This is a genomic window from Acinetobacter sp. HZNU-JH01 (genome assembly GCF_037996845.1).
Classification (GTDB): Bacteria; Pseudomonadota; Gammaproteobacteria; order Pseudomonadales; family Moraxellaceae; genus Acinetobacter; species Acinetobacter haemolyticus.
In genome coordinates this window covers 1096974-1116555 of record NZ_JBBMZX010000001.1, presented here as the reverse complement: position 1 = coordinate 1116555, position 19582 = coordinate 1096974, and the positions used below count along the sequence as shown (strand labels likewise).

22 protein-coding genes are annotated in these 19582 nt (G+C 39.3%); 14 read left to right on the top strand and 8 right to left on the bottom strand.

Features of this window, described 5'->3' with window-relative positions; genetic code table 11:
• The first annotated feature begins 5 nt into the window (after positions 1-5).
• Together AAC851_RS05350 and ligA are read left to right on the top strand one after the other, a co-directional pair.
• On the top strand, positions 6-1043 hold the full coding sequence (locus tag AAC851_RS05350; protein WP_340600615.1) for a cell division protein ZipA C-terminal FtsZ-binding domain-containing protein: 1038 nt from the start codon (positions 6-8) through the stop codon (positions 1041-1043).
• 72 nt (positions 1044-1115) lie between these two features.
• Positions 1116-3143: an NAD-dependent DNA ligase LigA gene (gene ligA / locus AAC851_RS05345; RefSeq protein WP_340600614.1), complete on the top strand. Its 2028-nt coding sequence runs from the start codon at positions 1116-1118 to the stop codon at positions 3141-3143.
• A 43-nt stretch (positions 3144-3186) separates the two neighbouring features.
• On the opposite strand, the gene AAC851_RS05340 is transcribed toward ligA, so the two are convergent.
• Complete coding sequence (locus AAC851_RS05340; protein ID WP_113997633.1) at positions 3187-4242, bottom strand: SDR family oxidoreductase; 1056 nt, start codon at positions 4240-4242, stop codon at positions 3187-3189.
• A gap of 353 nt (positions 4243-4595) precedes the next feature.
• On the opposite strand from AAC851_RS05340, the gene ftn reads away from it, so the two are divergent.
• Positions 4596-5060 carry a heteropolymeric bacterioferritin subunit Ftn gene (gene ftn, locus AAC851_RS05335; RefSeq protein ID WP_004638102.1) on the top strand — a complete coding sequence of 155 codons (465 nt, stop codon included), beginning with the start codon at positions 4596-4598 and terminating at the stop codon, positions 5058-5060.
• 42 nt (positions 5061-5102) lie between these two features.
• Here ftn and AAC851_RS05330 read toward each other — a convergent pair whose 3' ends face one another.
• The gene (locus AAC851_RS05330; RefSeq protein ID WP_005081431.1) at positions 5103-5684 is read right to left on the bottom strand and encodes a peroxiredoxin; all 582 of its coding nucleotides are present in this window, start codon (positions 5682-5684) and stop codon (positions 5103-5105) included.
• Positions 5685-5845: 161 nt separating this feature from the next.
• Here AAC851_RS05330 and AAC851_RS05325 point away from each other — a divergent pair, with 161 nt between their 5' ends.
• The 6 genes from AAC851_RS05325 to AAC851_RS05300 all read left to right on the top strand — a co-directional run bounded on the left by AAC851_RS05325 (position 5846) and on the right by AAC851_RS05300 (position 11646).
• A complete protein-coding gene (locus AAC851_RS05325; protein WP_340600613.1) occupies positions 5846-6580 on the top strand; it encodes a hydrolase in 735 nt (244 codons plus the stop codon).
• A gap of 310 nt (positions 6581-6890) precedes the next feature.
• Entirely contained in the window at positions 6891-8186 is a 1296-nt protein-coding gene (gene bioA, locus AAC851_RS05320) for an adenosylmethionine--8-amino-7-oxononanoate transaminase (protein WP_340600612.1), read from the top strand.
• Positions 8173-9327, top strand: a complete 1155-nt coding sequence (locus AAC851_RS05315; protein ID WP_340600611.1) for an 8-amino-7-oxononanoate synthase — start codon at positions 8173-8175, stop codon at positions 9325-9327. The genes bioA and AAC851_RS05315 overlap by 14 nt, the downstream gene beginning before the upstream one ends.
• On the top strand, positions 9318-10076 hold the full coding sequence (gene bioC, locus AAC851_RS05310; protein ID WP_340600610.1) for a malonyl-ACP O-methyltransferase BioC: 759 nt from the start codon (positions 9318-9320) through the stop codon (positions 10074-10076). Before AAC851_RS05315 ends, bioC begins: the two co-directional genes overlap by 10 nt.
• Positions 10073-10717: a dethiobiotin synthase gene (gene bioD / locus AAC851_RS05305; protein ID WP_340600609.1), complete on the top strand. Its 645-nt coding sequence runs from the start codon at positions 10073-10075 to the stop codon at positions 10715-10717. Before bioC ends, bioD begins: the two co-directional genes overlap by 4 nt.
• A gap of 263 nt (positions 10718-10980) precedes the next feature.
• Entirely contained in the window at positions 10981-11646 is a 666-nt protein-coding gene (locus tag AAC851_RS05300; RefSeq protein ID WP_340600608.1) for a hypothetical protein, read from the top strand.
• A gap of 48 nt (positions 11647-11694) precedes the next feature.
• Here AAC851_RS05300 and rluB read toward each other — a convergent pair whose 3' ends face one another.
• Genes rluB through AAC851_RS05285 form a run of 3 tightly spaced genes read right to left on the bottom strand, consistent with a single transcriptional unit; the run spans position 11695 to position 14071 of the window.
• Positions 11695-12639: a 23S rRNA pseudouridine(2605) synthase RluB gene (gene rluB / locus AAC851_RS05295; protein ID WP_005081469.1), complete on the bottom strand. Its 945-nt coding sequence runs from the start codon at positions 12637-12639 to the stop codon at positions 11695-11697.
• Between the two features lie 41 nt (positions 12640-12680).
• A complete protein-coding gene (scpB, locus tag AAC851_RS05290) occupies positions 12681-13280 on the bottom strand; it encodes an SMC-Scp complex subunit ScpB (protein ID WP_004638126.1) in 600 nt (199 codons plus the stop codon).
• A complete protein-coding gene (locus AAC851_RS05285; RefSeq protein ID WP_340600607.1) occupies positions 13277-14071 on the bottom strand; it encodes a segregation and condensation protein A in 795 nt (264 codons plus the stop codon). The genes scpB and AAC851_RS05285 overlap by 4 nt, the downstream gene beginning before the upstream one ends.
• A gap of 245 nt (positions 14072-14316) precedes the next feature.
• On the opposite strand from AAC851_RS05285, the gene AAC851_RS05280 reads away from it, so the two are divergent.
• Positions 14317-15030 (top strand): GNAT family N-acetyltransferase, encoded by a 714-nt coding sequence (locus AAC851_RS05280; RefSeq protein WP_340600606.1) that lies wholly within the window; start codon positions 14317-14319, stop codon positions 15028-15030.
• Positions 15031-15042: 12 nt separating this feature from the next.
• Here the strand turns inward: AAC851_RS05280 and AAC851_RS05275 are convergent, their stop codons facing one another.
• From AAC851_RS05275 to AAC851_RS05265, 3 genes are all read right to left on the bottom strand, one after another.
• Positions 15043-15312 (bottom strand): hypothetical protein, encoded by a 270-nt coding sequence (locus AAC851_RS05275; RefSeq protein ID WP_320532524.1) that lies wholly within the window; start codon positions 15310-15312, stop codon positions 15043-15045.
• 11 nt (positions 15313-15323) lie between these two features.
• Entirely contained in the window at positions 15324-15941 is a 618-nt protein-coding gene (locus AAC851_RS05270) for an L-threonylcarbamoyladenylate synthase (RefSeq protein WP_340600605.1), read from the bottom strand.
• A gap of 88 nt (positions 15942-16029) precedes the next feature.
• Positions 16030-16692: an elongation factor P hydroxylase gene (locus tag AAC851_RS05265; RefSeq protein ID WP_340600604.1), complete on the bottom strand. Its 663-nt coding sequence runs from the start codon at positions 16690-16692 to the stop codon at positions 16030-16032.
• Between the two features lie 96 nt (positions 16693-16788).
• Between AAC851_RS05265 and AAC851_RS05260 the strand changes: the two genes are divergently transcribed.
• From AAC851_RS05260 to fabG, 4 genes are all read left to right on the top strand, one after another.
• Complete coding sequence (locus AAC851_RS05260; protein ID WP_005081479.1) at positions 16789-17349, top strand: YceD family protein; 561 nt, start codon at positions 16789-16791, stop codon at positions 17347-17349.
• A 74-nt stretch (positions 17350-17423) separates the two neighbouring features.
• Positions 17424-17609 (top strand): 50S ribosomal protein L32, encoded by a 186-nt coding sequence (rpmF, locus tag AAC851_RS05255; RefSeq protein ID WP_004638135.1) that lies wholly within the window; start codon positions 17424-17426, stop codon positions 17607-17609.
• 197 nt (positions 17610-17806) lie between these two features.
• Positions 17807-18793 (top strand): ACP S-malonyltransferase, encoded by a 987-nt coding sequence (fabD, locus tag AAC851_RS05250; protein ID WP_017396104.1) that lies wholly within the window; start codon positions 17807-17809, stop codon positions 18791-18793.
• Complete coding sequence (fabG, locus tag AAC851_RS05245) at positions 18790-19524, top strand: 3-oxoacyl-ACP reductase FabG (protein WP_004638137.1); 735 nt, start codon at positions 18790-18792, stop codon at positions 19522-19524. Before fabD ends, fabG begins: the two co-directional genes overlap by 4 nt.
• Positions 19525-19582: the final 58 nt, after the last annotated feature.

The following is a 19582-nucleotide window of genomic DNA, read 5'->3' as shown; positions in this document are numbered from 1 at the left end:
CTAGTATGGAAGTGAATACAATAATAGGCATTGTTGTCGCCGTTGTGATTATGCTTGTTGGTTTGACCATGATTTTAAGAAAACCAAAACCAGTTGAACCTTCATTAGAAGCAGAATTACATATTAATCCTGAAAGTAATCAGCCTGTAATTCCTCGTCATGTACGAGACCAACTGCTACAAAATGACGTGGCGAGTCCAAGCGCACGTGTTGAACCTCGTTTAAATGATGAAGTGGTTGAGGTCGAACCACAAGTTGAATCACCAAAACAAGAGGTGATTGTTGAAGAAAAAGTTGAACAACAGCTAGATGAGAAAGCCGAAGACACCAGCAGTGAGGTTGCAGTTACTTCGGAAACAGGTACTGAAGAAGAGAAATTGACACAGGAAACGACAGAAACTGCCCCATCACTTACCGAACAAGTTGTGAAGGTTGAAGAGTCGGATAAAACCACAGAGGAAACTCAGTCAGAGCAAGTTAAAAGTGAACCAGAGCTGAGTTTAAATCCTAATATTGAAACGGTTGAAATCGCTGAATTTGATGGAGAAAGCAATATTCTGGATATACATTTGCATGAACAACAGCGTTATGATGATGAAAGTGCATTGGCAACAGCTGAACAGATTATTGCATTAAATGTTTACCCAAATCCTCGCCGTGCCTTGTCTGGTGATAAAGCGTTAAAAGTTTTACTCAAATATGGTTTACGCTATGGAGAAATGTCTTGCTTCCATCGTTATGAAAATACCGATGAGCCAAGTGCTTTAATGTTCTCTGTCTTACGTATTACCGATCATGGGCCTGCAGGTTTTGATTTGGAAACATTGTCAGGTGAACAAGTTCAAGGCTTAGCATTTTTCTTGGCTTTACCGAATAGCAAAGCTGTTACGGGTTATGACATGATGACCAGTATTGCAGGTTTAATTGCGCGTGAAGTTGATGGTAAAGTCTATGATGAAAATAACTTAGAATTTACACCGCAATTGAAAGAACATTGGCGTCATCATGTGATTGACTATCGTTCAAATCAAGCAGCGACCTAATTAATCTTTTATAATGAATTGAGTGAAAAGTTATAGGGCGGTTTTTCCGCCCTTTTATATGGTGAAAAGTAAATGGAACATAATTCAGTGATTGAGCAAATGCGTCAATTGATTCAGCTCATTGCAAAACACAATCATGCTTACTATGTGATGGATCAACCTTCAATTTCAGATAGTGAATATGACCATTTATTTCATCAGCTTAAAGCATTAGAACAACAATACCCTGAATGCATCCAAGCGGATACCCCAACCAATAAAGTGGGTGGTCAAGCACTGTCGAAATTTGAAAGTGTGACCCATGTAGTGCCGATGTTGTCATTGGGCAATGTCTTTAATCAAGAAGAGTTATTTGCTTTTGCCCGTCGCATAGATGAACGTTTACCCAATCAGAAAGTGCAATATGAAGTCGAGCTGAAACTAGATGGTTTAGCGATCTCACTTTGGTATGAAAATGGTGTGTTGGTGCGTGGCGTGACGCGTGGCGATGGTGAAACTGGTGAAGATATTACTCAGAACGTGAAGACCATTCGCAATTTGCCGAAGGTTCTATCAGGTCAATCTCAAGCTATACCACAGCTTTTAGAAGTGCGTGGTGAAGTATTAATGCCAAAACAAGGGTTTGAAAAGCTTAATACTGATCAAGCAGCCAAAGGTGAAAAAACTTTTGCGAACCCTCGAAACGCTGCAGCTGGTAGTTTAAGACAACTTGATCCTAATATCGCAGCATCACGTCCTTTAGCATTCTATGCTTATGGGATCGCACAGTGTCAACCACATCATGGTTTAGCAACGATGCATGACAGTTTGCATTGGCTTACCAAATTTGGTTTTGAAATCGCCGAAAGACAATATCTTTGCGAGTCGATTGAAGAAGTTCAACAACGTTATGAGCAGATTCAACAAGAACGCCCAGATTTAAATGTTGAAATTGATGGCATGGTGGTAAAGGTCGATGACCTGAAACAGCAACAACAATTGGGCTTCTTAAGTCGTGAACCACGCTGGGCAACTGCTTATAAATTTCCAGCACAAGCAGCTTTAACCAAAGTCGAAAATATAGATTGGCAAGTCGGACGTACCGGAACACTGACACCGGTTGCACGTCTTGCACCTGTATTTGTCGGTGGTGTAACTGTTTCGAATGTGACTTTACACAATATCGGGGAAATTCATCGTTTAGATGTGCGTGTTGGTGACACGGTGAGTGTATATCGTACTGGTGATGTGATTCCAAAGGTTGAGAAAGTTTGGGCTGAGTTCCGACCTACCGATGCGGAGATTGTTCATCTCCCTACGAATTGTCCAGTATGTGATTCACCAGTGGTCATGCCAGAAGGCGAAGCTTTAGCACGTTGTTCAGGTGGTTTGTATTGTGCTGCGCAACGTATTGAAGCCATTCGACACTTTGTTTCACGTAAGGCCTTAGATATCGAGGGTTTGGGTGATCGTTGGGTGGAGTCATTGTTACATCTCGATTTACTGAAAGATGTGGCTGATATTTATCATTTGCATGAGCATCGTGAAACTTTACTGACCATTGAGAAAATGGGTGAGAAATCGGTTCAGAACTTGATTGATGCCATTGAAGCAAGCAAGAAAACCACATTAGCGCGTTTTATTTATGGCTTAGGTATTCGTGGTGTTGGTGAAACGACTGCACGTATGCTCGCCAATACCTTTCAGACCTTGGATGCCTTGAAAGCAGCTGATGTTGAGTCCCTTAAGAAAACGCCTGATGTCGGTGATATTACCGCTGAATGGATCGCTGACTTTTTCCAAGCACCGCATAACATCGAAGTGTTAGATCGTTTAATGGCAGCTGGCATTCATTGGGATGCACCGACAGCACCGACTCGTCAGCCACTAAATGGTGAGAGTTGGGTCGTCACAGGAACATTGGAAAGTATGGGGCGTGATGAGGCAACACAACGTCTTCAAGCGTTGGGTGCTCGAGTAAGTGGCAGTGTTTCCAGTAAAACCAAATGTGTAGTTGCGGGTGAGAAAGCGGGCAGTAAATTAGAAAAAGCGCAAAAATTAGAAATTCGAGTAATGAATGAGCAAGAATTTTTAGACTTTTTGGCTCAATATCAAACCTAATTGACTTGAAGATTTGAACAAATAAAAGCCGCTTTTTGATGAGTTAAAGATATTTTTTAACGACACCATCATCGAGTAATTGTTGAAAGTGTTCAACGACGCTAGATTCAATATCTCGGTATTGTATTCCTAGCTCTTGTTGACTCTTTTGCGCATTAAAATAAATTGGATAACCCATATTGAGTTCAACGAATGATCTCGAAAATCCAGCGAATGGTCCAAATAATTTAAATGCTGATTTTGGTAATTGATTACGAGGAAAAGGAAAACGATTGCCAAAATTCTGACGTAAGATTTTCCCCATTTCCAATAAACTTAAAGTTCCACCACTGATAATATAGCGTCCTTTTGCATTGGTGTTACTTGCAGCTTGAATATGTGCATCAGCTACATCACGGACATCAACGATGCCATTCCACATGGGCGGTACACCGAGTAAAGTCATACCATTGGCAAATTGCTGTAAAACTTCAACACTACCTGATTGTGTATTGGCAGTTAATGATGGTCCCATCACCAATGCTGGATTAATGCAGACTAAATCCCAACGATTTTGTTGTTCAGCCATTTCCCAAGCTTTACGTTCTGCTGCAACTTTTGAAAATGGATAAGGTTGATGAGTTTCACTGCTGGTATTGTTCCAGTGGCTTTCATCAAATTCATTGTTTTTAGTATCAAGAATCTCAATCGCATCGCCATAAGTTGATGCAATACTTGATGTCAGTACCACACGTTTGACTGATTCAGTTCGATTGACGCTGTTTAGTACATTCTCAGTACCGATTACAGCTGGTTCAATAATATCTTTGACCGCATCTTTATAGTTGGTCACAACGAAAGGTGAGGCGGTATGAATAACGATTTCACATCCTTTCATAGACTCATCAAAAGCGCCAGCTTGTAGTAGGTCTGCTTTAAAAAAATGAATTTGCCCTGTAGATTTTTCTGCGATGTCGTACAGATGTTGGATTTTATCCTTTTTTGATGGATCACGAACCGTTGCATGAACGATGTATCCCTGATTTAAGAGTCGTTCAATAATCCAACCTGCAATATAGCCGGTCGCCCCAGTAACTAAAATCGGTTTGCTTTTATCCATTTTGTATATCCGCATAATGCTTTTTGTAAATGATTCTATTTAGCGAATTTTACCTAAATACACAATGGTTGAAAGAATTTCTTACCTTTTTTACTTGAAAAATGAGTTAAATAAGAAGCATTGCTAACCGTTACAAAAATTAAAATAAAGCGGTTTTTGATCTTTCATAGCTATTTAAATACATGAGTTGATTGCAAGCACTTATTTTATTTCAATAAATTGGATTAATTAGAACTGTAAATGCGTATGTTTCTCATTTTAATTTTATAAAAATCATGGGTTTACGTGTTTTTGATTTTTGCAATTTTATTCAAACTTACGCATAATAACGTTAATCGATAGGAGTAAATATTATGCGTGGCAATCCAGAAGTCGTCGACTATTTAAATATGCTCATTGGCGGTGAATTGGCTGCTCGTGATCAATATTTAATTCATTCAAGAATGTATGAAGATTGGGGTTTAACCAAGATTTATGAGCGTATTGACCATGAAATGCAAGAAGAAGCATCTCATGCTGATGCGATTATTCGCCGTGTTCTTTTTTTAGAAGCAAAACCAAATATGAACCGCGAAGACATCAATGTTGGTACGGATGTTGTAAGTTGTTTAAAAGCAGATTTAGCACTTGAATATCATGTTCGTGAGAAACTAGCGATAGGTATTAAGTTGTGTGAAGAGAAAGGTGATTTTATTAGCCGAGATATGTTGCGTCAGCAACTTTCAGATACGGAAGAAGATCACACCTATTGGTTAGAAAAACAGTTGCGATTAATTGAGTTAATTGGTTTACAAAATTATATTCAATCTCAAATGTAAGATATTTGAAAAAACTCAGCCTTGGCTGAGTTTTTTATACAATCATGATTTATTTTTTTGCAAGGTTTTTAGGTCTTTTAGAACCTGATCAGCATGAGTTTGTGTATTAACACTTGTATAGTGATATATCACCGCACCTTTGGGATCAATCAGAAAGCTTTCTCGTTTGGCGATTTTAGTAATGCCTAGATTTCTTACGATGCCAAATTTTCCAGCAAGTGTTCCTTTTTCATCTGCCAGAATTGGAAAGGGTAAGCCTAGCTTTTCTGAAAATTTTTGATGTGAAGCAACATCGTCTAAACTGGCGCCTAGTACAACAGCATTTGATTGTAAAAACTCAGGGTAGAGTGCTTTGAATTGATTGGCTTCTTGAGTACACCCAGCTGTGTCATCTTTGGGATAAAAATAAAGTACGATCCACTTACCTTTATATTGATCTAGGGTATGCCATTTGCCATTTTGATCTTGTAATTTGAAATCTGGTGCTGAGTGTCCAACCCATTCTTTTTGTGCTGTATTCTGTTTAGAAAACAAAGTATTTTGTGCGGAGCTTAAACTGGGTGTAGTCAATAAAAACAGTGAACTACACACTATAAGAACTTTGGACTTTATTGTGTTCATCATCATGATCTCAACGTATGATAGAAATCTACTTTAGCAAATTTAGAAATTTGATGCGTGAGTAATTTTTTTATAGTTATTTTACGTTTTATCTAACAAAACTATTGATAGATCTAGAAAATAGTGATGTGAAAAGAAGATATAATTTTTTTAAGTTTGAATGATTGGGTTATAAGTTGAAGTATAAAATTTTACTCATCACTGGATGGGGTGGTGGATCTGAATTATTAAAACCTTTACATGACGGATTGGAGCAAAAAGGACATATCGTTGAACGAATTAATATCTTTAATGCGTTAGATCATGAAATCCTGCAACAGCATGTTGAGCTTGCAGTAAAATTTGATGTCATTGTGGGATGGTCTCTGGGGGGGCAATTAGCAACAATATTAGTCGATCATATCCAGCAACAATATGCAGAACAGAAGATGTTAATCACTTTGGCATCGAATCCATGTTTTGTCATTCAAGCTGATTGGCTTACAGCAATGCCAGTCGAAACTTTTATGCAGTTTAAGCAATCATTTGAACAGGATGCAATTACTACGCTAAAACGGTTTGGTTTATTGGTGTGCCAAGGTTCAAATTCAGCAAAAAAAGACTTTTTGGCTATGCAGAAATTGATTCTTCCTCAACCAATTGCATTGCTTCGGGATGGGTTGCAGTTGTTGGAACAATTAAATCTAGTTAAAGTCTATGAAAACTACCAAGGTAAACAGTTACATGTCTTCGCAGAGCATGATGCTTTAGTTCCTTACCAAGTCGCTCAAATTATCCAGAATTTAGCTGCAAAAAATCTATCTGTTATTTCTATTGAAGGGGCTTCGCATGGTTTTCCATGTTTTATGGTGGAGAAGATTGTGCAAGTAATTGAAGATTTTATTCAAATGACGGTTTAATCTTGCTTGAATTGAAAGTTCTCGCAATATATTTTAGATTTTGACAAGTTTAAGATTAAGAGCGATTGAAACTTATTGAACGTTTTATCATTGTTGAAATTTACTTTGAGTATTCGCTATCGTGAAGGCGACATGGATGTCGCCGTTAGGCTGTGGCATCAAGGACGTGCCATCAGCCTAACAAAAGATTTTTGCTTACTTTTCATCTTTGAAAAGTAAGTCCAGCTGAAAGCTTATCCTGAAATTGGGTGAGTACTCGGAATAACACCATGCGGTACATTGTTAAATATTGGATTTATAGAGGTATAGGATGACAGACCTATTTGATTTAGAACATATATGGCATCCCTATACCTCGATGTTAAATCCACTGCCAACTTTTAAAGTCAAACGTGCTTATGGTGCAACCATCGAATTAGAGGATGGACGAACTTTGGTTGATGGCATGTCGTCATGGTGGTGTGCGATTCACGGTTATAACCACCCTGAACTCAATAAAGCCATTACTGAGCAATTGCAAAATATGGCGCATATCATGTTTGGTGGTTTGACGCATGAACCTGCAATTGAATTGGGTAAACTCTTATTAAAAATTACGCCTCCGAGTTTAGATAAAATTTTCTATGCTGATTCTGGTTCAGTTTCAGTTGAAGTGGCTTTAAAAATGGCAGTGCAATATTGGGCTGCGTTGAATCAACCTGAGAAAACTAATTTTATTACTACACGTTCTGGCTATCATGGTGATACTTGGAATGCGATGTCTGTGTGTGATCCTGTCACGGGAATGCATCAGATTTTTGGCTCAAGTTTACCGAATCGAATCTTTGTGCCTGCGCCACAAAGTCGCTTTGATGGTGAGTGGAATCCACAAGATATTCAAGAGCTCAAACACCAGATTGAACAGTATCATCACAGTATTGCTGCACTGATAATCGAGCCAATTGTGCAAGGTGCAGGAGGGATGCGTTTTTATCATCCTGAGTATTTACGCCAAGCCAAAGAATTATGTGAGCAGTACAATTTATTGTTGATCTTTGATGAGATCGCAACAGGCTTTGGGCGCACAGGTAAAATGTTTGCTTGGGAACATGCCCAAGTTGAACCTGACATTATGTGTATCGGTAAAGGTTTGACTGGTGGCTATATGACATTATCCGCAACCTTAACCACCAAGCAGGTAGCTGAAACCATCAGTCGTGGTGAAGCGGGTGTATTTATGCACGGCCCCACCTTTATGGCAAATCCATTGGCTTGTGCTGTTGCTTTGAGAAGTACTCAATTATTGGTTGAGCAAGATTGGCAGAGTAATATTCAACGGATTGAAACGATTCTGGCTGAACAATTAAGTGATTTAGCACAGCTTGATTACGTTGCTGATGTACGGGTTCTAGGTGCGATTGGTGTAGTTGAATTAACATCTAATGTCGACATGAAAAGCTTACAGCAGCAGTTTGTGGAGCGTGGTATTTGGGTAAGACCATTTGGAAAATTGGTTTACGTGATGCCACCGTATGTGATTACCAATGACGAGCTAAATTACTTATTAGCACAGATGAGTGAAGTGGTGAAAAATATGCAAGGAGCAAATGCCAATGTCCTTGCTTAATCATTATGCCGAGCAGCTTGAGCAACTCAAACAGCAAGGTAATTTCCGCCAATTTACTGCAAATCAACAACAGGGAAAATGGATCACTATTCAAGATCGAACCATGTTGAATCTGGCATCCAATGATTATTTAGGTTTGGCTGCTGATTTGCATTTAAGAGAAGAATTTCTTGATACTTTGAAAATCGACCGTGCACTTTTTAGCTCTTCTTCTTCACGTTTACTTACAGGTAATTTTGCAGAGTACGAGCAATTTGAAAATAGCCTAAGCAAAGCTTTTGATCGTGCTGCCTTGCTTTTCAATAGTGGCTATCACATGAATATCGGTATTTTGCCTGCATTAGCTAATAGTAAAACCGTGATTTTGGCGGATAAACTAGTTCATGCCAGTATGATTGATGGTATTCGTCTATCGAATGCTCAATATGTGCGTTATCGTCATAATGATTTGCAGCATTTGGAACAGTTATTGCAAAAGTATCAACAAGATGAGCAAGTTGAACGTATTATTGTGGTGACTGAAAGTATTTTTAGTATGGATGGTGATGAAACGGATTTAGCTGCATTGGCTCAGTTAAAGCAACGTTTTGTCAAAACCATGTTGTATGTTGATGAAGCTCATGCCATAGGTGTGAGAGGTGGGCAAGGACTAGGTTGTGCTGAGCAATATGGTGTATTGCATCAGGTTGATTTCCTTGTTGGGACTTTTGGCAAAGCGATTGCTTCGATTGGCGGTTATATTATTTGTGATCCTATCATCCGTGATTATCTCATTAATAAAATGCGTCCTTTGATTTTCAGCACAGCGTTACCACCAATCTCGATAGCATGGTCTGACTTTATTTTTAATAAAGTTTTAAATATGCAGCAGCAGCGTCAGCACTTGGCTGAGATCAGTCAGTTTTTACAGCAGTCGGTGATTGCAAAAGGTTTTTCAAGTCCATCGAGTAGCCATATTATTCCAATTATTGTCGGCGAAAGTAATGCAGCGATTGAAAAAGCACGTTTTGTTCAGCAACAAGGTTTTTATGCCATGCCTGTGCGACCGCCAACAGTACCGCAAAATAGTTCACGTTTACGTATCTCATTAACGTCTATGGTTCAAAAAGCAGAATTAGAAAAATTGGTGGAATGTTTGTGAGTGTCGATAAAGCTTTAGTCGCTCAACGTTTTGCTAAAGCAGGGCAAAGTTACGTTGAGCATGCTGTAGTGCAAAAGCAGATCAGTGCACAGTTATTTGAATATCTGAAAGCATATTGTCCAAAGACTTTTGATTCTGTACTTGAGATCGGTTGTGGGTCGGGTAATTTAACGCATTTATTTCAGACTCATTTTCAGTTTGATCAATTATTTTTAAATGATCTTTATAAGGATGTTGATCAGCATTTTTCAACGATTAAAAATATAGCTTGGTTGATCGGAGATATTGAACAGCTTGAATTACCATCAGAATTGGATGCGATGATTTCAAGTTCAGCTTTGCAATGGATGACTGATCTACCTGCGTTATTACAACGAATTCATGATGCATTAAAACCGAAAGGCTATTTGGGTTTCTCAACATTTGGTGAAAATAATTTAATTGAAATCAAAAAGCTGACTGGGCAAGGTTTAAATTATTATTCCATTGAGGTATTGAAACAGAAACTTGAAGAAAATGGCTTTGAGATTGTGTTTATACAAGAAGAACAAAAAGATCTATATTTTGATGATCCTAAATTAGTGCTGCACCATCTAAAAGCGACAGGGGTGACTGCAACAGCAAAGTCACATCGTTGGACCAAGCAATCTTTACAGCAGTTCTATTCTGATTATCAACAGTTCTATGATGAGCATGGTTTTCGCCTAACTTATCATCCGATTTACGTGATTGCGCGGAGAAAAGCATGAGTGCAGCAATTTATTTTGTCAGCGGTATTGATACAGAAATTGGTAAAACTTATGCCACAGGTTATCTCGCCAAGCTCTGGACCGAACAAGGACAGCGTGTCATTACCCAGAAGTTGGTGCAAACAGGCAATATCGATGTGTCTGAAGACATCGAAAAACATCGTGAAATCATGGGGAGTGGTTGGTTTCAGGAAGATCATGAAAAATTGACTATGCCTGAAATTTTCACTTATCCAGCTTCACCACATTTAGCTACACGTTTAGATGGGCGTGAGTTAGATTTTGACAAGATCGAGGCTGCAACTAAAGAGCTTGCTCAGCGTTTTGAGGTGGTGCTGTTAGAGGGTGCGGGCGGTTTAATGGTGCCTTTAACCACAGAGTTATTGACCATTGATTATATTGCTCAACATCAATTTCCTGTGATTTTGGTGACTTCTGGACGTTTGGGAAGCATTAACCACACATTGTTGAGTTTAGAAGCTTTAAAACATCGTGGTTTGAGTTTGCATGCTTTGGTATATAACTTAAAAGATGAATCGAAAGATCCACTTATTTCTAAAGATACAGCGGATTATTTAAAGGCTTATTTGGCAAAGCATTTTCCTGATGCTCAATGGATTGAGTTGGAAAAGTTTAACTAACTTTAGGTATTTATTGTCTAGTAAATATCTATGATCATGGAGGGCGGCGAGGATGCCGCCAAGTTAGACTGCCTTGCGCTGCTTTCAAAGCCTTGCTTTGAAATTGCTCAGAACGTACCGTCAGTCTGATAAAAGATTTATGTTACTTTTCATCTTTGAAAAGTAAGAAGATTTGCTATGAGTGGGTGGGCTTGGGAAGACTAAGTCACGATAGTTAATGGATTTCATAAGCGATTTAATTCATAAACTTAAGGTGAATAACAATGAATAAGAAGAATTTTGTTTTTATAACACTATGCTTGTCAGGTTTGATCTCGACGACTCATGCAGAAGTGCCGTCAGATAAAACCATCATTAGTTGGATCACTAATTTACAAGATTCAAATGCGAATCCTCAGCAAGCCATTCAGATTGATCACACGGAAAAAGTAAAATTAATTTCAGGCGAAGAAGCTTATTTGTCTGGTGTTAGTTTTGAAAATGCAGGGCGTAACTTTTGGGCAGGTTATGTATTGACTCGACCAAAGCTCAAACAAGCAAAAATTTTAAAAGAGTTTGGTGGTCAATCGAATACATTTAAAGTTCATCCAACGATGTATAAAGGTAAACCAATTGAACTGATTGAAATCGAAAGTGCTGGGTCGGGACAAGGAACTGTTGAAGCTACTAAAAGTTTAGTTTATTTGAGTCAATGGAATGCCAAGTTGATTACTGAAGTTCAGGAGTCTTCTAATTCTGGTCGCTATGACGAAAAACTTGATGCAGAAGATTGTCGTACTGGATCAGATAACACGGGTTATTTAAATGTGATGCCGTATTCGCCTTACGTTGTGAAAACAACGGTGACAGGAAATGCTTGTAATGACAAGCCTAAAGGATACAAAGTAAATAGTTTGGTTCTCCCTATCGTCATAAGTGAAATTAAATAAAAAAAGCTAACAAACGGACTTGTTAGCTTAGATGATTCTTTAGGATTTTTAAAACTTCTTAAAGCCTTTATTAAAGCCAATCGTTTTGCGACCATTGTTATTATGGTTGCCACCATTGCTGTTTGGACGTTGTTCAGGTTGTTCATCATCACGACGTTGTTGACGTAAATACCCCCCACGACGTGCTGCCATTGGTTTATCTGTCATACGTTCAGTACGACGTTTAGCCATACCAAATAAACCTGTACCTTGGCGTGGTTTTAATTCAACAGATTTTGCTAAGTTATCGATATCCATCTTGTCGAGTTCCATCCAGCGACCTGTACGTAACTCACGAGGTAAAATCACGGTTCCGTAGCGAGTACGTAATAAGCGGCTGACTTTTAAATTCTGCGATTCAAAGATACGACGAACTTCGCGATTACGACCTTCTTTCACGACTACTTGATACCAACGGTTGATTCCATCGCCACCAATTTCAGAGAAAGACTCAAATTTAGCAGGGCCATCTTCAAGTTCAACACCTTTGAGCATGTTATTACGAATTTGAGGTGTCACTTCACCCATGACACGTACTGCATATTCCCGCTCTACTTCGTTTGATGGGTGCATTAAACGGTTCGCAAGTTCACCGTCATTGGTGAATAGTAATAAGCCTGTACTGTTGATATCGAGGCGACCGACCATGACCCAACGATCATTGGCGATTTGAGGCAAATGATCAAATACGGTTGGACGTTTTTCAGGATCATTGCGTGAGCAAATTTCACCCTCTGGCTTATAGTAAATTAAAACACGACGACGAATTTCATCTTCTACTTGGAATTGTACTTTACGACCATCAATACGAAGTTCATCACCTGGCTCAATGCGTTCACCCACTTGGGCAATACGACCATTGATGCTGACACGACCAGCAGCAATGACTTCCTCCATATAGCGACGTGAGCCAAGCCCAACTCTCGCTAAAACCTTTTGTAATTTTTCACTCATGACAGCACAACCTTAGACATAATGATCAACAGTTCACCTTCTCAAGACTTCGGTGCTTGCGCATCGAGTGTCATGAAAGCTTCCTTGGCGTTCTGCAGGGGAGGCAGTTGACCTAGCGAAGCTAGACCAAATGCATTTAAAAATTGGGGCGTTGTCACTAACAACGCAGGTCTTCCAGGTAAATTTCTGAAACCAGACTCTTTGATCCAGTTCCAGTCAAACAGTGTTCTTAAAATTTGACTGTTATTTGATACACCACGAATTTGCTCAATATCTGCACGTGTTACAGGTTGATGATACGCAATAACAGCGACGGTTTCGAGTAAAGACGGCGATAATTTAGTTGGGCGTTCAGGCCAAACTTGCGCAATGATATTACGATACTTGGCACGGACCTGAAAACGGAAACCTTGAGCTGTTTCGATTAATTCAATAGAACGGCCATGTTGTAACATTGCGAGTTGCTGCAAAAACTGACGTAATTGTTGCTTATTATATTGGTTTTGAAAGGCTTCTTTTAGTCGTGCAAGTGAAACTGGTGAGTCACTAGCGAATAATATCGCTTCAATTTGCAGTAGAACATCATGATGAATATCTTCCAATGACATGCCTTCATTGGAATCAAACTGATCTAAACTCATGCTGAAATCCCTTGAATTGTCAGAGGTGCTTCGATCCCTGTATGAATAATTTGAATCTTTTGTTGACGAGTCAATTCAAGTACTGCCATAAATGTTACGACCATGCCCATACGACCTTGCTGAGGATTGAGTAAAGTTATAAAACTTAAACTTTCACCAGAAGCCAGTTGGCTTTCAATATAAGCAATTCGCTCTTCAAGTAAAACAGGCTCTTGAGCAATAACGTGTGTAATCGGTTCAGGGCGATTGAATACGCAAAATAACGCATCCCTTAAAGCATCAGCATCATAACCCTCATAGATTGGGGCAATATGTCCGATACTCACATTTGTACTAAAGGTATCTCGTTCAAAGATGGGCATTTGACCAAGTTTTTCAGCAGCTTGCTTAATGCGGAGGTAAGTTTCTAAACGATCGATGAGTTCTTGTTTAGGATCCTTTTCAAAAGGATCGACAGCAACAGGTTTGGGAAGTAGTAAACGTGACTTTAGATCAGCCAGTAATGCAGCCATCACCATATAATCCGCAGTCAGTTCGATATTCAACGATTTCATACTATCCATATATGATAGATATTGCGTTGCAATTGGAGAAATATCTAACTGTAAAAGATCGAAGCCATTCTTTTGAATCAGGTAAATCAAGAAGTCCAAAGGACCTTCAAATTGTTCCAATAAAATTTCAAATGCGGCTGGCGGGATATACAAATCTTCAGGTATGGCTTCTTGCCACTCGTCAAGCACACGAATGGAAGGAGTTAACTCCAACGAAGTAGGAAGAATTTGGTTCATTACCGTTATAAGCCACGCGAATTTTCAAAAGCATGAAAGATCATTTTTGTGTTCAAGGGATGACACACGCCACAAGGAGCTTGGCTATTCTAATCGAAATACTCGATTTAATAAATTACTTGCTTACAAAAACCTTAATCTTCTCAGGGTATTTTGAGTTTTTATATCAAAGCATATTCGACATAGAAAAACTTTATGATTAAATATGTGATTAGAGTCATATTTTTACAGCATAACAAATTACGATGAAAAACTATTTAAAAACACAACACAATGATCTTGGTCAGACCGTTGGCCTAGCTATTGAAAATTTCAAAACTAGTCAGCCGATTAAAGAAAGTATCTTTGGACAGAATATTCAATTGATCTCTATCGTTGGAACAATAGCTGATTCAGCCTTAGCACAAATTTGGGCATGTGTAAGTTCTGAACCCAATGCAGCATGCTGGACTTATTTACCTTATTCGGCACCAACCAGTGCGATAGTATTAAGCGATGCCTTGCATAACTTATTTGGTTTTTATGGATCAACACATTTTCTTATTGAGGTAGATGGAGAAGTTCAAGGCTGGATTGCATTACTTAATCCTCGGCTTGAACACTGTGCGATAGAGATTGGTAATGTTTATTTTTCGCATAAGATGAAAAAATCCAAAGCTTCAACAGAAACCATATTTCTACTGTTACAACAATGTTTTAAACACGGTTTTAGACGCGTTGAGTGGAAATGTGATGATTGTAATGCCCCCTCTAAAGCCGCAGCCTTACGTTTTGGATTTCAATTTGAAGGCTTGTTCCGTCAGGATCGGATTGTAAAAGGGCGCAATCGCAACACCGCTTGGTTTTCAATCATTGATGAAGAATGGTCTGATTTAGAAAAAATCTATCAACAATGGCTCAGTCCAGATAATTTTGATGAGCAAGGTTTTCAGAAACGTCGGTTAACTGATTTTACGTAATGGCTTAAGATATTAGGCATCGTGGATTGCATATTCGATAATGTTTTGACATTGATCACGCATACAAAGATTTCGGTGTTCGAGATTTTTCCATATTTCTTTCACAATGGAAACCTCTAAAAAATATTCAAAAATTAAGTGATTACTTTCGATTTGGATAAGTCCTATATCTGGTTCTTTTAGAACTTTTGTTTCAGATTCTAATGTCCAAGGTTCAACAACATAAATGGTTTCATTATCTTGAAAATCATTTATGTTGAGTAAAACTTGAAATAAATCCATTTTATATAACGTTATTCAAACGCGCTGACGTCACCAACCCCGCGACGAATAATTTCAGGGTTTTCACCTGACAAATCGACAATACTAGTCGTGGATAAAGTACCGAAACCACTATCGATAAATACATCAATACGTTTACCGAGCTGATTTTCAATATCAAATGGGTCATCCAAAGGATCTGTTTGATCAGGTAAAATCAGGGTGCTGGTCAACAACGGTTCGCCCAGTTCCTTTAATAAAGCCTGGGCAATTGGATTGCTTGGGATGCGTAAACCAATGGTTTTTTTCTTCGGGTGCATCAAACGCTTTGGCACTTCACTGGTGGCGGGCAAAATAAAGGTGGTGACGGCAGGGGTATTATTTTTTAACAGCCGATACATGGCATTATCCACTTTGGCATAGGTCGCAATGTCGGATAAATCACAGCACATAATCGCATATTGATGTTTTGGACCTAAACCACGAATTTGAGCAATTCGTTCCATCGCACTTTTATTACCAATCTGACAACCAATCGCATAGGCTGCATCAGTCGGATAAACTACGACATCACCAGCGCGAATGCGATCTACAGCTTGAGTGATTAAGCGAGCCTGAGGATTTTCAGGATGAATATGTAAATGCAACATTATTATAACTCCCTGATCTTTATGGCTGAATTTAGTATGAAACGTGTATAGGGGAGGATGCAAGTCTCAGATGTGATAATTTTGTCATTTAATCAAGCTGTTCGCGTTTAAATTCATCGCGTTGTAACGCTAAGCCATTACGTGTACATAGACAGATGTAATAAATAAAATGAGCTGCATCATCTGGTAATTTTGCTTCGTCAGAAAAGTAACGTTGGACTTGAGAGAACACATTGTCTTTAAATTGTTGTCCGTTACCACTATCACCCGTCAAATTATCTAAAGATACTCGGAACTTTCGACCAAAGGCAGTAGCAAATAACCATTCAATCGCTTGTGGCTTGATTTCAACTTGTTCAAAAAGCGCCTGTTGTTCAGCCGTTCGACCATCTGGTGCATACCAATAACCCAAATCAGGTAATAGACGACGTTGTGCGCCAGAAATCGTCCAATGACTAATTTCATGCAGGGCACTATTAAAAAAACCATGCGCAAATTGGATTCTTGCAGGTTGTCCATTTTCCGCAGGGAAATATTCTGGTTCAAATTCACCTTTAACAAGTGTGACATTATGGTGGGAAAACCAGTGATTAAAGTGTAAAATAAGCCAATCAACCTGTTCTGGTTCTGTTGTTAACTTTTGCCAAGATGAACGTTGCACTTGATCTGGTGTTAAAACAGGAGCAGTGGTTGAATGGGTGCTAACAAGTAATGAAGTTGTTACTTCAAGTTGCGGCTGCAACAGGTGCATTGCTTAATTTACCCCGAGTTCTGTCTAAAGAAGTGCAAAATTGTATCTTAATCTTTGACAGAGTACCGATGAATTTGTAGAATTGCCGCCTTAATTATGTCAGCAAATACCTTTCCGGCACAGATTGAGCCGTTTAAATGGGCTGAACAGGGCTTTACATGGTCAGGAACACTGCCATTGTCTCGCTTTGCTCGTATCGCCCGTGAAGCTGTTGGATCAATTAATGATCAATTGATCAACATAGACTGTAAGCTATCAATGGATGCCTATCATCGCATTGTATGGTTAGATGGACATATTGATACAAGAGTTCCAATGGAATGCCAACGTTGTTTGGATACTGTTGAAACTGAACTTGTTTCAGATTTCCATTTGGCTTTAATCGATGATGAGTCACTGATAGAGCGCTTGGATGAGGATGCTGATTTCATCGTTTTAGGTGAAAGTGAATTTTCGAAAAAAGGTGATTTTGATACGCCTGCTTCGATTGATTTACTCGCATTGCTAGAAGATGAACTGTTATTGTTGGTGCCTTTATCTCCTAAGCATGATGCTTGTGAGCATAAACATCGACCTACCATTCAGGACGTTGTCGAAGAAAAACGGGATAATCCGTTTGATGTTTTGGCAGGTTTGAAGGGTAAACTTAACTCATAATTTATGTTATAATGTTGAGTTAAGACAACTGAATTTGTTCTGATCCATTTTTTCGATCTTTGTAAGGAGCCATCATGGCCGTTCAGCAAAACCGTAAAAGTCGCTCTCGCCGTGACATGCGCCGTTCACATGACGCTTTAACCGAGAATGCATTATCTGTAGACCAAACTACTGGTGAAACTCACCGTCGTCACCACGTGACTAAAGATGGTATTTACCGTGGTCGTCAATTATTCGCTAAAGCAGCTGATGCTGAATAATTGAATCATATGCATTAAGCGTTAGCTTAAAGTATAGAAAAAATGGGAGCGAAAGCTCCCTTTTTTGTTGTTTTTCGCAATTATAAAAAGATTAAATCAATGTTAAATTGCCGCATCGCTAAAGAGTCTATTGCTATTCTCATGTAGAATTATGGGTGTTGATCAAATTGGCGATAGACTAATTTAAGGATTTTTATATGTCGACTAAACGACTTGAGCAGGCAGCTCAAGCAACAAAAACTGCATTTGTTTTTCCAGGTCAAGGTTCACAAAAAGTAGGTATGCTTGCTGAACTTGCAGAGCAATTCAGTGTTGTTAGAGAGACTTTTGCTGAGGCGTCTGAAGCACTCGGTTTTGATCTTTGGCATATTGCTCAAAGTGGTGAAGGCTTAGACCAAACTGAAAATACACAGCCAGTGTTATTGACTGCCAGTATTGCCTTATGGCGTGTATGGTTAGAGTTAGGTGGTATTACACCGAAATACTTGGCTGGACACTCTTTAGGGGAATATAGCGCGTTGGTTGCTGCGGAAGCGATGACATTGGCTGATGCTGTAAAACTGGTTCATTTACGTGGCAAACTGATGCAGAGTGCTGTACCTCAAGGTGAGGGGGCAATGGCTGCTATTCTTGGTTTAGCGGATGAAAAAGTTGTTGAGCTTTGTCAGCAAGTATCTGCGGCAGGTCAAGGCTCAGTGGAAGCTGCAAATTATAATGCACAAGGTCAAGTCGTGATTGCGGGTAGTGCAGCATTGGTTCAACAAGTGATGGCTGAAGCGAAGGAGCAATCTGGTAAAGCGATTGCCCTACCAGTATCTGTGCCGTCTCATTGTTCATTAATGAAGCCAGCCGCAGAAAAGTTTGCTGAAGCTTTGGAACAAACTGCCATTGAGCTACCATGCCTTCCTGTAATACAAAATGTCAACGCGGAAATCGCGACAGATGTTGCTCAATTGCGTCAGGCTTTAACAGCTCAATTGTACCAATCGGTACAATGGACACGCACCATGCAATATCTACAGGATCAAGGTATTCAGTACGTGGTCGAATGTGGACCTGGTACTGTACTTAGCAATCTTGCAAAGCGATTACCGAACATAGAAAAAGCATTTGCCATTGATAGCAAAGCACGTATGGAAGATGCCCTAAACGCAGTGTTAGTGGCAGAAGGAAAAATTGCATGACACAACAACGAAAAGTTGCGTTAGTGACAGGAGCAAGCCGTGGTATTGGCGCAGCTATTGCACAGCAACTCATTCAAGACGGTTTTTTTGTAGTTGGAACCGCGACCTCTGAATCAGGCGCGCAAAAACTGACAGAAAGCTTTGCTGAACATGGAGCAGGTGCTGTACTCGATGTTCGTAACGGCGAAGCAATAGATGCACTTGTTTCAGATATTGAACAGAAATATGGTTCAGTTCTTGTATTGGTAAACAATGCGGGTATTACCAAAGATAACTTGTTATTGCGTATGTCTGAAGATGATTGGGATGATATTCTCAATATCCATCTGAAAGCCGTTTACCGCTTATCCAAGCGCGTATTGAAAGGCATGACCAAAGCTCGCTTTGGGCGCATTATTAACATCAGTTCTGTTGTAGCGCATTTTGCCAATCCAGGACAAGCAAACTACTCAGCAGCAAAAGCAGGGATTGAAGCATTTAGTCGTAGCTTAGCGAAAGAGATGGGCAGCCGTCAGATTACAGTGAACAGTGTTGCGCCAGGCTTCATTGCGACTGAAATGACGGATCAGTTAAGCGAAGAAATTCGCAAAAAAATGACTGATCAAGTTGCTTTAAATCGTTTAGGTGAGCCTCAAGATATTGCAAATGCAGTGAGTTTCCTTGCTAGCGACAAGGCGAGTTACATTACTGGTACAGTTTTACACGTAAATGGTGGTTTATACATGGCCTAACTGGCGATGTATAAACTTTTAAAAGTTTTTATATTCAATTAAACTAGTGGCAAATTAA